We start from the raw sequence: 13211 nt of genomic DNA on the forward strand, positions 1-13211 counted from the left end.
CCCTTTAACGGCTTTTTAGCCGCATTTCCCGTGCCAATCTGGCAAGACGCTGAGTACGACAATAGAGCGTAAACAGAACAAAGCCGCTGCCGTTCATCACCACCCGACAAAGTAACAGCGCGAAAGATGCAATGACGTGTGGCCAGAGGCTTCCATCATGAGAAAGCATGACATGTAGAACCTGAACGAGGGTCGTTATCAGCAGGATGATGAACAACGCCATAAAGCCCGACAATCCCGACGTCTTTCCACGAGCCAGGAGTACGCTTGTCACAATGAGCGCGCCTGTCATCGTCAATGATGGTAAGAAAAAGCTCAATGCATGATGTAAAGGTGACAAACCCTGCAACGTGCTGAGAAAAGGCAAAAGGTTTAGCGCAAACGCCACTAAAAACAAAGGTAACAGCATAGCTACCGGGTAAGGATTTTGACGCGGAAGCTCGCTGAGGGGGCGCGAAAAATACCGTTCCAGCTCGGGAGTGGAATTATCCAGAAGGCGGGTATCACGACGAGCAATAGCCTCCTCTATATCTTTACCATGTTGCAGGAGATCCTGGAAAACCCGTCCGGTTAACAAACTCAAAAACTTCATCAGAATACCGCCAGTGACTGAATGGTACCGATAATGTATTTACCGGTCCGTGGTAAGTTACTGGGCGCTGCAATAACGCCGCTCACCGCACTTCCTGCCAATGCTGCGGCACTTGTTACCACTTGCCCAAGTTGTCGAGTGAGTTCTACCTGAACCGGCCCGGTTGGAAAGCGTTTCGGATAAGGCCCGCGCGGATAAGAGCCTTGATTTTTTTGTTGCCAGAACGTCACATAGATGAAAATACCAGAACGCAAACAAAAGCATAACGCCTAAAAAGGGAGATCCGCGCATGACGATACCGACGCTCACGACAGAACGTTTACTGCTGAAACCGCTGGTTGCCGAAGATGCCGCCCAGATACAAACGCTTTATCCGCGCTGGGAGATCGTCCGTTATATGGTCTCTTCCGTCCCCTGGCCCTACCCGGATAACGGCGCGGAAAACTATGTCAACAACGTGGCGCTGCCGGATATGGCGAAAGGGATTGCCTGGTTCTGGAGCATCCGGCGACGTGAGGTGCCGGATGAATTGATGGGCATTATTTGCCTGTACGACGTCGAGGATAACAACCGCGGGTTCTGGCTCGCGCCGGAATTTCAGGGGCACGGATATATGCGCGAAGCCAGCATTGCCGCGACGGATTACTGGTTCAACACGCTAAACAAATCCGTTTTGCGGGCCCCGAAGGCCGCCGCCAACAGCCGCTCCCGTCGTATTTCGGACAGTAGCGGCATGCGGCTTATCAGAACGGAGAAGAAAGCCTACGTCAGCGGGATGCTGGACTCCGAGCTGTGGGAGATCACCCGCGACGAGTGGAACGCCCGTCAGGTCAGCTGATAGTGCTTATCCGGCATCAGCCTGTCCGGAATGTTCTCTTCATCATTCATCTGCAGCAGATCGCGTTCCATCATGTTGCAGATGGCGTCCAGCGGCAGGTCGTTATCTTCCGTGCCAAACGGGTCTTCCAGCTCTTCCGCCAGGGTGTCCAGCGAAATAAAGGTATAAGAAATCAGCGCAGAGACAAAGGGCGTCATGTAGTGCAGGTCCACAACCAGTGCGAACGGCAGCATAATGCAGAACAGATATACCGTGCGGTGCAAAATCAGCGTGTAGGCAAACGGCACCGGCGTGGTCGCAATGCGCTCGCAGCCGGAAAGGACGATAGACATGTCGTTCAGACGGTTGTTCAGGCTATGGAACAGAATGTCTGAGAGTTGCCCGTTTCGCCGCCGCACGGCCAGCCACTCCCCCATGATCAGCAAAATACGGTTCGCCGGTGAGTTGGCGTCCATGACTTTACGTAAATCCTCCGCAGCAAGATAACGAGAGAGCTGCTCAGCATTCAGTTCCCGGCGCAGGGTCATGCGCAGACAGTTGGCGAAAGCAATTTGCAGACGGACAAATTCGCCGAGGTGCTTATCGTCGGGTAAGGTGTTTTTTACCTCGCGAAACAGCGAGCGTGCCGCTATCATCAACTGCCCCCAGAGCAGCCTCGCCTCAACGTAGCGTGAATAACAGGCGTTGTTTCTGAAACCCAGAAAGATAGCGATCGCCACGCCGAGAATGCTGAATGGCGCCACGGTAAATTTGATACCGAGCGAGGTATACCACGGTAACATCAGGATAACGGCGATAGAGAGCAGGAAGTTGAGCAGCAATCGGGTATAGATCTTGGGAAGTACCGAACCGTGCCAGACAAAAATCAGTTGTAGCCAGTGCTGTTTAGGACGAACGATCATAGTGAGTTTCAGGCAAGAAAAGAGCGAGGCTATTAAACGTGATCCCCGTCACCGTTGCAAGCTTGTTAACGGGACATTGCATTTTCTCCCCTGATTAGCGAAATTCGCACGGTGCTGCATGTGCTTTTTAAAAACAAAGCACATAGTATGTTGTAACTAAATGGGGCCTATTCAAACCCGGCCGAAGCCGGGTGAATGCATTAGCAAAGCGGTTTAACCGCGGCGCGCATGCCCTTAAGCAGAATGGCATCCAGATCCAGCGTGACCTGGTCGACAAGACCGCTTACCTGCGTCAAGTCCTGCTCCCAGTGTTCGCGTGCGCTGAGCACCGACTGCACCAGTTCACGGGTGCTAAGCTGCCGATTGCGGTGCTGCGCCCACAGCTGCTGATAACGTTCCAGCCAGCGTGCATCATCCTGCACCGGATAGCTCTCCCCGTTACGCTCCGCGCGATAAAACGCGATCAATGCGGCCAGAGCAAACGTCAGGCGAGCCGGTAATTGCCCCGTCGCCTTCTGCCCTGCCAGCAGCTGCGGCAGGATGCGGGTGCGGTATTTGGTCATACCGTTAAGCGCGATGGAGAGCAGCTGGTGTCTGATGTAGGGATTACGAAAACGTCCTGTCACCGCACTGGCGAACGATTCCAGCTCGTTACGCGGCAAATCGAGGACCGGAATGATCTCCTGATAAATTGCTTTTTCGACGAACGCGCAGACCTCGGCATCATTCATCGCCTCGCCTACCGTATCCAGCCCGGCCTGGAAGGCGACCGGCACCAGCGCCGTGTGCGCGCCGTTCAGAATGGCCACCTTGCGTTCTTTGTAGGGCCTGATGTCATCGACAATCAGCACGTTTAACGGGTACTTATCCAGACGAAGTTCGTGCGAAAGAGATGCCGGTCCCTGAATCACAAACAGATAAAAATGTTCGGCCGTGTCGAGGAACCCATCGTGATAATCCAGTTCAGCCTCCAGTGCGGCCGCTTCATCGCGGGGATAGCCTGTCACGATACGGTCAACCAGCGTCGAGCAGAAGCTGTTGGCGTCGTTGAGCCACTGAATAAAGGCGGCAGGCAGCGCCCACTCCTGCGCATAGCGCAAGACGAGTTCGCGCAGTGCGTCACCGTTGTAGTCAATCAGCTCGCAGGGAATGATGATCCAGCCCTTGTCAGCCGCACCGTTGAAGTGGCTAAAGCGCTCAAACAGCAGACGCGTCAGCTTCGCCGGATAGCTCACCGCAGGGGCATCGTCGACGCTGTCACCCGCGTGGTAGCTGATACCCGCTTCGGTGGTGTTCGAGAATACAAACCGCATATCGGGATTGTGAGCCAGTTTCAGAAATGCGCCATAGTCGTCATAGACGCTGATTTCCCGATTAACGGAGCGGATCAGCCGGGCCTCGCTCACCGCCTCGCCCTGCTCATTCAGGCCACGAACGATCGTGGTGTACAACCCATCCTGGGTGCTTAACGACGGCGGGAAGTCGCTCTGAATCGGGCGTACGATTACCACGCCAGCGTTAAGATCGGTATGTTCGTTTAACAGGTCAATCTGCCAGTCGACAAACGCACGCAGGAAATTGCCTTCACCAAACTGAATGATGCGTTCTGGATAGTGCGCACCGGGAAAATCACGACGGTTGAGCGTGTTCACAAGGGGGGTTCCTTTTATGATTAGTCATACAGCCTGATAATATTGGTACGATAACTTATCAAAACTTAACGACCAGAAACCCTGTTTTGATCAATACGTCGCGTAGTTGTGCAGAAAAATTATAAGAACTTATAAAACACGGACGTGGACGTCATGGCACCGTCCGGCATCAGGGCATAGCGCGGGATCTCACCAACCTTTTGCCAGCCAGCACGCTGGTAGAAGGTCTCGGCCCCGCTGCCGGTGGAGGTATCGAGCACCAGCACAGAAATGTCTCTGGCCCGGGCCTCAGCCTCCAGCGCTTCCATTAACGCCATTGCGGCCCCTTTTCGACGCGCTTTTTCATGCACCAGCAGCTTCGCCACATCCGCCCGGTGCGGCTGGTTTTCCGGCTGGTCTGCGATCAGCTGCACCGTTCCAATGACCCCGTCCTGCGCATCGACGCAGGCAAGCACCAGCCGCTCGCCTCGCGCGACGCTTTCGGCAATACCGCGCCAGAAAGTACGGGCCTTGTCGAGGCTAAAAGGGAGCATAAAGCTGACGGATGCCCCGCCGTTTACGCAGTTTTCGAGGATCCCGGCCAGCGCATCAAGATGGATGAGGATCTCTTCCCGGGTGAGGGTTTTGATTTGCAGTGAGGTATTCATTGTTTTTCCTTACGTTGAATACGCTCACTTTGGGTTTAACAACTTATTAACGCAAGCGGTTCGGACATAGGCTTTTATTATGTCACCGGGCGCGCTGGCGCTGCTGCTTCATGGCATACATCTTTTCATCGGCATCTTTTAACCACTGTTGCAGGTCGTTGCCGTTATGATCGAATTCACTGAGCCCCCATGAGAAGTGTAGCGACCACGGGTGAAGCTTGCGGGCGTTATAGCTTTCCACCTGCTCGGCGAGATACTGCATGGCTATCCAAGCGCCCTGCTCGTCGGTATCCGCGAACAGCACCGCGAACTCGTCCCCGCCAAAACGCACCAGCATATCGGCCTCACGGAAAGCGCTGCGCATCAGCTGCGCCATAACTTTCAGCGCCTTATCGCCCTCTTCATGCCCGTAGCGATCGTTAATCTCCTTAAAGCGATCCAAATCCAGCCAGCCGAGCGTCAGCGGCTCCGCCCGGCGTCGGGCAACCGAAAGCGTAAACCGCACCAGCTGATTAAAGCCCCGGCGGTTGAATAAGCCGGTTAACTCATCCGTGGTCGCCGCGCTGATGGCGGCAAACTCATCTTCTGCCAGCGCGCCCAGGTCTCCCAGCACGGCAAGATCGGCCGCCGAGAACTCACGGGGGGCGTAATCAATCAGACACAGCGAGCCCACGCTGGCGCCGTCACGCAGGCGCAGCGGGAAGCCCGCATAAAAACGCACGCGAGGTTCACCCGCCACCAGCGGATTATCCGCAAAACGATCGTCCTGCAGCATATCCCCTACCACCAGCGGTGCTTCGGTGAGGATCGTATGGCCACAAAACGAGATATTACGCGGAACGGTATCAGGCGCCTTGCCATCGGCCGACTTCACGATCAGCGAGTGCTCATCAATGAGGTTGACCATTGCCAGCGGCACCTGGAAGAAGCGCTTCGCCAGACGCGTAAGCCGGTCAAACGCCGGGGAACTGTCGATCTCAAGCAGACCTGATTCGCGCAGCGAGTTCAGTCTGTCTGTTTCATTTTCAGGGGTTGCAGGTGCTTTCATAATGTCTCCTGACGTAAAGCGTTACTCAAAGCGTAGCTTAAACAGTGACATTGTCAGTGTTCTGACAGTCTGTTAAGCCACTTGCTATTCACGTCAATGCCTTATGACGATTAACGCAGCTCTGTTTCATGCCCGGTGGCGGCAGTAATATGCTCGTCCGCGACCCGGGCGCTGGTACGATTTCGACCCGCTTTTTTTGAACGATAGAGGTGATCGTCCGCTTCGGTCATGAGCTTGTTGAATACCTCGGTCAACTGCCATGCCTCCGCCTTCCCGCTTCCAAGGCCAATACTGACCGTCAGAGAGAGCGTTTGCTGACGCCATGTAAAAGGATGGTTAGCGACGGTAGTTCTGATACGTTCCGCCAGTTCATAACCGTGTCGAGCGTCGCCAGAGTTGACCACCACCGCGAACTCTTCCCCGCCCATACGCGCGACCATCCCGTCTTCACCGACCACCTGCTGAACCTGCCGGGCGAATGACGCCAGCACGCGGTCGCCACACTCGTGGCCGTAGTTATCGTTGATGCTTTTGAAGTAATCGATATCCAGCAGCATAACGGTCAGGAAACGCGAATGGCGGTGCGTCTCTTCGTGTTTTAACGCCTCATAAAGCCCGGAACGCGAATAAACCTGCGTTAAAAAGTCATAATCCGCCCGCAGGGAAACCTGACGGATCAGGGAATTAATGGCTGCCATGCTGACGGAGACCAGCACCGGACAGATCGCCATCGTGGCAATACCCAGCCGGGCAGAAAACATCATTGGGGTGGTCAGCGGTGTCGCCACGGCAATATTAATCACCGAGTTGGCGACCAGAATAATTTCAATGGCGCCCGTGACAAACGTCAGCAAGCAGGTCACAGGCAATGGGTAGCGTACCGCACACCAGATAAGCGCAGGCAGTGGAAAAGAGAGGCTCCCCGCGCCGCCAATCACGACTGATGCGACCACCGAGACGATCAGCGCAATAACCGGTAACAGCTGCTCCAGACGTAACCTGAATTCGCGCACGGGCATGCCTATCGTGAGCATACACGGCACAACAAGCACGCCGGTTGAGAACTGCTCGCTAAACCAGTCGGCAAAGAGCGGCCAGAAGGTGTGGCTGTCAATCCCGACCGACCCCACCGCGCCGAGCAGTGCGCACAGCAATGCGGCAATCAGGCAGTAGTTGAACAGGCGTAATGCGTTAAGCGGATCGGGGGTTTTCTTCATCAGCCGCCTGTCACGCTGAATCAGCACGGCGACCACGACGATAAAGACCATGTTAGACAGGTTGATCACCACGGAGGCTATCCCCCAGTTGGTCGTCACCGCGTCATACATCAGCATGGCGACATAGGATACCGCGTAGTAATGCAGGCGATTCAGAAAAACATAGCGGGCAAAGATCCCTGCCATCACGCCGTTGAGGGGCCAGAACAGCGACAAGGCCTCCACGAGACGTAATTCCGCACCCACAAAATAGAACAAAGTGGTGAGGATAAAGATCGTCGATGCATTTCGCAGCGGCGTGTCAGGCTGGAACGGCCTGAAAGCGGTAAGAGCAGAACGCATTAAATTTCATTCCATATGAAAGCTTATGGCAGTTATTGCGGTCGTCAGCACGATCGGCGCTCACTTAGGATGAATCTATAACACAAATATAACGGGATCATAACTCGTCAAATTTAGGCGTTCATCTGGAGCACCAGCCAGTGGTGAATCACGCTGACGATATACTGCTGCTGCTGCGCGGTGAGCTGAACACCGTGAGGAATATTATGCCATTTCGCCAGACAGCCCCGGCAACAGGTGGCGGTGGCATGCTGGGCGATAAATACCGGGTGACCGCGCATGGGCGTCTGTTTGCCGTCATTCGCGGGTTGTGCAGGGGCAAGGCGCTTTTCGACAAAATCAGCGGCATGCTGATCAATGGTATCGGGGCCTTTGTCCCAGCAATACTGCCGTTCCTTATCGCCTAAGCGGAAGCGCGAGCGAAACGTCGATCGCGCCAGACGGGAAAAAAGGGGATCCAGGTCAGACATCAGTAAACGGAACGTCCCATACGCTGGGTCAGTTTCTCCAGAACCGCGACACCGGCAAGGGAATTTCCCGTTTCATCCAGCTCGGGGCTCCAGACCGCAATCGCCATTTCATGCGGTACAATCGCCACCACTCCGCCGCCCACGCCCGACTTGGCCGGGAGACCAACGCGCCAGGCAAACTCGCCCGCGTTTTGATACATCCCGCTGGTTGCCATCAGCGCGTTGACCTGGCGCGCCTGGAGAGGAGAAACCACCTCCTGGTCGAGGTGCGGCGCGTGCCCCTGATGCGCAAGGAACAGGAACGTCTGAGCCAGCTCAACGCAGCTCATTTTCAGGGCGCAGTAGTGGAAATAGTTTTGCAGGACGGTCGCCACGTCGTTATGGAAGTTGCCGAAGGATTTCATCAGCCACGCGATGGCCGCGTTACGGGCAGAGTGTTCGAACTCCGAGCGGGCCACCACCGGATCGTAGGCAATGTCGTCAACCCCCGAGAGCTGGCGTACTATCTCCAGCATTCGCTGACGCGGCGCGCTGAGGCGGCTCTGCAGCATATCGCAGACCACCAGCGCCCCGGCGTTGATAAAGGGATTTCGCGGTTTACCCTGCTCGATTTCAAGCTGAAGCAGCGAGTTAAAAGGCTGGCCGGACGGATCTTTACCCACGCGCTGCCAGATTTCGTCTTCTTCATACTGGCGCATCGCCGCAACCAGACTGAGCACTTTCGAAATGGACTGAATGGAAAAACGTTCTGTTGCATCCCCTGCCTGGAATCGCTGTCCGTCGATGGTGCAGATAGCAATACCCAGCTTATTCCCGCTGACCGAGGCAAGGGCCGGAATATAGTCGGCAACCTTCCCCTTTCCAATTAACGGACGAACCTGCGCCAGAATCTCGTCCAACATCTCATTATGGATGACCGCAGCCACACTTTGCTCCTTGCCCTCAGGCTAAAACGGGCTGCGAGTATAACAGAGGCTTATGTATTGCGTCAGGCGCTAAGACGAAAACGCGAAACGGCCTGCAATAAAAGATCGGATTGCTTTTGCAGCCGCTCAGAGGCCTCCGAGGCGTCAGAGACCAGCAGGTCCGTCTGACGGGAGACCTGGTTCAGCGCCTGAAGCTGACGCGTCATCAGGTGAATACGCTCTCCCTGACTGAGTGTGGCGGTGGAGATCTCATTCAGCAAACTGCTCAAATTGCCCACCAGACCGGTGACCTGCTGCAAATTCTCTTCCATCAGGGTGACGGCACGGGAACCGTCTTCGATACCCTGCAGTGAACGGTTGATCAGCTCCTGAATGGTCTGCGTCGAGTGGCTGCTCTTTCGGGCCAGCAGTCCAACCTCCCGGGCGACGACGGCAAACCCGCGCCCCTGATTTCCGGCATGGGCGGCCTCAATGGCGGCATTCAGCGCCAGGATGTTCGTCTGAAACGCCACGCTGTCGATCATTGCCACGATCCCGCGCATCTCAGACGATCGGTCGACGATCGCCTGCATGGACGCGTTTACGGTCGACATCATCTGGTCGCCGCCCACGGCTGCCTGGCGTGCTTCATCGGCCCGGGAGCTGGCGAGTCTGGCATAGCCGGTATTCCCTTCCACGTGGCTTTCCAGCGCCGCAATATGCGCCGTCACATCCTCAAGCTCTTTCGCCTGACGTGCCGACTGCTGATACAGCTTCTGGTTACCCTGCGCCAGAGAATCAATGTTCTCCACCATGGTAGCCGTGGCGTGGCTGACCTGCGTCACCAGCTGCTGCAGGCCGTGCTGCATCGTGGCAATGCTGTCGCTAAGCTGCCCTATCTCCCGGTTGAAGCGCATGACGTTCGGCGGCGTGCCGGAGAGATCCCCTGCTGCCAGCCGGTTGATATGCGCGATGAGCCGACGCAGCGGCGTAATCACCCATCGGGACATACCGAACCAGACGACAGCGGCAATGGCGACTAACAGCAACGGGGCAAACAGGAATAACGTTTGCAGGTCAGAGAGCTGCGCCATGAGGCTCTGACGCCCCTGCATGGCCTGCTTCTCGCTTGCCTGCTGGTAGCGCGCATAGTTGTCGTTAAAATCAGTCTGAAAAGCCTGCGCCGGGACGGCAAAAAAAGCGTCGATGGTATTGGTTTTGACCAGACCTTCCGCCTGCTCGTTGATCGCGCCGTAGAAGAGCTGATAGCTGTTCACCAGGGCGTCGTCTTTCGGTGGATTCAGCGCCAGCCAGGCCTTCCACGCCTGCTGAGACACCGTCAGCGCCTTTTGCGCGTCATTCATCAGGCTGTGCCAGCTTCCGTCGGATCCGGTCTCTTTATCCTGCATAAACCAGACCCCGGAGCGGTTAAGGAGATCGCTTGCCGCCAGCAGAGAGACGCGGGCCAGATCCAGCTTGCTCTGCTGCTGCCACGCCAGCAGGTTTTGCTGCTCGTTGCGCTGGGCTTCGTTCAGGGAGGCATTAAGCAGGAATGACGAGGAGAGCTGCAGCGCGGAGAAAAGGCCAATAATGCAAAAGATCCCTGTCAGCAGGCCAAAGTGACGGGGAGTGAGACGCTGCGCAATACGGCGAAAAATTTGCGTTAGGTTCATAATTAGCTTCATTTACAAGGCGTTAGACGCGAGCGAGTCTACGAAATGAAAATGACAGAACCATTGCAGATTAATGACAACGGCCCTCGAGATGAGGGCCGACATCGCGGGATTACACGCGATCCTTCCACACCGTCTGCACGTTGCAGAACTCGTGCAACCCAAAGTGGGAAAGTTCGCGGCCAAAGCCACTTTTCTTCACGCCGCCAAAGGCCACGCGCGCATCGCTGGCGCTAAAGCCGTTGATAAACACCCCGCCGCACTCCAGCTCGCGGGAGAAGGTTTCTGCCAGCGCATCACTGGCGGTAAAGACCGTGGCAGACAGGCCAAAATCGCTGTCGTTGGCCAGCATCAGGGCGTGATCCGCATCTTTCGCGACCGTAATGGCCGCGACCGGACCAAACAGCTCCTGCCGGAAGGCCGTCATCGACGGGGTGACGTTCGCCAGCACGGTTGGCGCATAATAATTCCCCTCACCGCTGATTTTCTCACCGCCCAGCAGCAGCGTTGCACCTTCCGCCAGCGTCGCCTGCACCTGCTGATGGAGTTCATCGCGCAGGTCAAAACGCGCCATCGGGCCAATATAGTTTTCTTCCTGGTCCGGCGCGCCCAGCTTCAGCGCAGCAACCGCGTCGACAAAGCGCTGGGTAAAGGTCTTCGCAATACCCTCTTCCACAATGAAGCGTTTGGCCGCCGCGCACACCTGCCCGGTATTCTGGTAGCGGCCTGCTACCGCCGCCTTTACGGCAAGATCCAGGTCGGCATCGTTGAGGACGATGAACGGGTCAGAGCCGCCCAGCTCAAGAACACATTTTTTCAGCGCGGCACCCGCCTGAGCACCAATGGCAGCCCCGGCACGCACGCTGCCGGTGACGGTCACCGCCGCAATACGGCGATCGTTAATCGCCTGGCTGACGCCGTCATTGGTGGCGTTTACCCAGCCGAACACGCCTTCAGGGAAACCGGCATCCGCAAAGATCTGCGCGATAAGCTCCGCCGAGCCGAGGACGTTGGGCGCGTGTTTGAGCAGATAGCTGTTACCTGCCAGCAGAATCGGCACCGCGCCGCGCAGCACCTGCCAGAGCGGGAAGTTCCACGGCATGACCGCGAGGATCGGCCCCAGCGGACGGAATTCAATGACCGCATTCTGGTTTTCGACCAGCGTCGGTTCCGCCTGCAGCATCGCCGGGCCGTGCTCGGCGTACCAGTCGCACAGGCCGGCGGATTTCGCCACTTCGGCCCGCGCCTGCTGAATGGGTTTGCCCATTTCACGGGAGATCGTCTGCGCCATCTCTTCAGCGCGATGACGCAGCGCTGCGCCAAGATCGCGCAGCTTGTGCGCCCGGTGGAAGATGCTTTCGCGACGCCACAGGCGATAGCCCGCATCGGACTGAGAAATCGCGCGGTCAACCTGTTCCGACGTCGCCCACGGATACGCGGCGAGGGTTTCACCCGTTGCCGGGTTGACAGAGAAGGCATGTGTTGCAGAGGAATAAGTCATGGTGTTCTCCACGTTTTACGGTTGATTAATTGTGGCTCACTCTGCTATTTCTTAAAAATGAATAATACTAACCACCTTATTCACGAAACGAGAACGCTATGGATTTAACCCAGCTTGAAATGTTTAACGCCGTCGCGCTGACGGGCAGTATCACCCAGGCGGCGCAGAGGGTGCATCGCGTGCCGTCCAACCTGACGACCCGCATCCGCCAGCTGGAAGCCGATCTTGGCGTTGAGCTGTTTATTCGTGAGAACCAGCGTTTGCGTTTATCCCCGGCTGGCCATAACTTTTTGCGCTACAGCAAGCAGATCCTCGCCCTGGTGGATGAAGCGCGCATGGTCGTCGCGGGGGATGAGCCGCAGGGGTTATTTGCCCTCGGCGCGCTGGAAAGTACCGCCGCCGTGCGCATTCCTGAAACGCTGGCACAGTTTAACCAGCGCTATCCGCGCATTCAGTTTGCCCTTTCAACCGGGCCGTCCGGGACGATGATTGATGGCGTACTGGAGGGAACCCTGAGCGCCGCCTTTGTCGACGGGCCACTGTCGCACCCGGAGCTGGAAGGAATGCCGGTCTATCGGGAAGAGATGATGCTGGTCACCCCTGCCGGGCAGGCGGAAATCTCACGCGCCGCGCAGGTGAGCGGCAGCGACGTTTATGCCTTTCGCGCCAACTGCTCTTATCGCCGGCACCTGGAGAGCTGGTTTCACGCTGACCGCGCCGCGCCCGGCCGCATTCACGAGATGGAGTCCTATCACGGCATGCTCGCCTGCGTCATTGCGGGCGCGGGCATCGCGCTGATGCCGCGCTCGATGCTGGAGAGTATGCCCGGGCATCATCAGGTTGAAGCCTGGCCGCTGGCAGAAAACTGGCGCTGGCTCACCACCTGGCTGGTGTGGCGACGCGGGGCAATGACCCGCCAGCTGGAGGCCTTTATAGCGCTGCTAAACGAACGTCTTCAACCAGCGCCTTCTCCATAAACAGGCTGAGCGGATCGTCAACGTACGGGGGAAACGCCGGACGCAAATCGTATCCGCACTGTTCATAAAGACGCACCGCGGCGCGCTGCTTGATGCCCGTCTCCAGCCGTACCGTATGGCAATGACGGCTCAGGGCCTCATCTTCCAGGGCGGCCAATAGCGTCTCCCCAAGGTGCTGCCCACGATGGGCCGGATCGATATAGACCCGCTTCATCTCCCCCGTACCGTCGCCGTTGAGCACGATGGCGCCACAGCCAACGGCCTGAAGCTGCTGGTCGCGAATGACCATCAGGATCAGCGACGTTTCCGGCAGCGCAGCCAGATCGATCAGATGATTGCTTTCGGCGGGATAGAGTTCGCTCTGATAGCGGTCCAGCGCCGCGATCAGGCTGAGAATGTCCGGGTGACGTGCAGATTCAGAGGTAATGGAATACATGGCAGGCTCCT

General features: G+C 56.9%; 13 protein-coding genes. 2 read left to right on the forward strand and 11 right to left on the reverse strand.

Features of this window, described 5'->3' with window-relative positions:
* Positions 1 to 4: 4 nt before the first annotated feature.
* Positions 5 to 592, reverse strand: coding sequence for a hypothetical protein (locus tag N6P30_RS01460; protein ID WP_023292418.1), 588 nt, complete (start codon positions 590 to 592; stop codon positions 5 to 7).
* 289 nt (positions 593 to 881) lie between these two features.
* Between N6P30_RS01460 and N6P30_RS01465 the strand changes: the two genes are divergently transcribed.
* Positions 882 to 1430 (forward strand): GNAT family N-acetyltransferase, encoded by a 549-nt coding sequence (locus N6P30_RS01465; protein ID WP_023292419.1) that lies wholly within the window; start codon positions 882 to 884, stop codon positions 1428 to 1430.
* On the opposite strand, the gene N6P30_RS01470 is transcribed toward N6P30_RS01465, so the two are convergent.
* The 9 genes from N6P30_RS01470 to sad all read right to left on the reverse strand — a co-directional run bounded on the left by N6P30_RS01470 (position 1418) and on the right by sad (position 11787).
* Positions 1418 to 2332 carry a bestrophin family protein gene (locus tag N6P30_RS01470; RefSeq protein ID WP_023292420.1) on the reverse strand — a complete coding sequence of 305 codons (915 nt, stop codon included), beginning with the start codon at positions 2330 to 2332 and terminating at the stop codon, positions 1418 to 1420. The two genes, N6P30_RS01465 and N6P30_RS01470, sit on opposite strands and share 13 nt — an antisense overlap.
* A 200-nt stretch (positions 2333 to 2532) precedes the next feature.
* Positions 2533 to 3984 carry a tagaturonate reductase gene (locus tag N6P30_RS01475; RefSeq protein WP_023292421.1) on the reverse strand — a complete coding sequence of 484 codons (1452 nt, stop codon included), beginning with the start codon at positions 3982 to 3984 and terminating at the stop codon, positions 2533 to 2535.
* 119 nt (positions 3985 to 4103) lie between these two features.
* Positions 4104 to 4631: a GNAT family N-acetyltransferase gene (locus N6P30_RS01480; protein ID WP_023292422.1), complete on the reverse strand. Its 528-nt coding sequence runs from the start codon at positions 4629 to 4631 to the stop codon at positions 4104 to 4106.
* Between the two features lie 82 nt (positions 4632 to 4713).
* Positions 4714 to 5679: a sensor domain-containing diguanylate cyclase gene (locus N6P30_RS01485; protein ID WP_021242497.1), complete on the reverse strand. Its 966-nt coding sequence runs from the start codon at positions 5677 to 5679 to the stop codon at positions 4714 to 4716.
* A 110-nt stretch (positions 5680 to 5789) separates the two neighbouring features.
* Positions 5790 to 7238, reverse strand: a complete 1449-nt coding sequence (locus N6P30_RS01490; protein WP_021242498.1) for a GGDEF domain-containing protein — start codon at positions 7236 to 7238, stop codon at positions 5790 to 5792.
* A gap of 113 nt (positions 7239 to 7351) precedes the next feature.
* Positions 7352 to 7708 (reverse strand): DUF4186 domain-containing protein, encoded by a 357-nt coding sequence (locus N6P30_RS01495; RefSeq protein WP_021242499.1) that lies wholly within the window; start codon positions 7706 to 7708, stop codon positions 7352 to 7354.
* A complete protein-coding gene (gene glsB / locus N6P30_RS01500; RefSeq protein WP_008503201.1) occupies positions 7708 to 8634 on the reverse strand; it encodes a glutaminase B in 927 nt (308 codons plus the stop codon). The genes N6P30_RS01495 and glsB overlap by 1 nt, the downstream gene beginning before the upstream one ends.
* A gap of 62 nt (positions 8635 to 8696) precedes the next feature.
* Positions 8697 to 10286: a methyl-accepting chemotaxis protein gene (locus N6P30_RS01505; RefSeq protein WP_032663528.1), complete on the reverse strand. Its 1590-nt coding sequence runs from the start codon at positions 10284 to 10286 to the stop codon at positions 8697 to 8699.
* Between the two features lie 112 nt (positions 10287 to 10398).
* Positions 10399 to 11787 (reverse strand): succinate-semialdehyde dehydrogenase, encoded by a 1389-nt coding sequence (gene sad / locus N6P30_RS01510; protein ID WP_023292425.1) that lies wholly within the window; start codon positions 11785 to 11787, stop codon positions 10399 to 10401.
* A 98-nt stretch (positions 11788 to 11885) separates the two neighbouring features.
* Here sad and ptrR point away from each other — a divergent pair, with 98 nt between their 5' ends.
* Entirely contained in the window at positions 11886 to 12764 is an 879-nt protein-coding gene (gene ptrR, locus N6P30_RS01515; protein WP_023292426.1) for a putrescine utilization regulator PtrR, read from the forward strand.
* On the opposite strand, the gene N6P30_RS01520 is transcribed toward ptrR, so the two are convergent.
* Positions 12718 to 13200, reverse strand: coding sequence for a GNAT family N-acetyltransferase (locus tag N6P30_RS01520; protein WP_023292427.1), 483 nt, complete (start codon positions 13198 to 13200; stop codon positions 12718 to 12720). The two genes, ptrR and N6P30_RS01520, sit on opposite strands and share 47 nt — an antisense overlap.
* Between the last annotated feature and the right edge of the window lie 11 nt (positions 13201 to 13211).

It is taken from the genome of Enterobacter sp. PL1 (assembly GCF_945957325.1).
Classification (GTDB): Bacteria; Pseudomonadota; Gammaproteobacteria; order Enterobacterales; family Enterobacteriaceae; genus Enterobacter; species Enterobacter roggenkampii.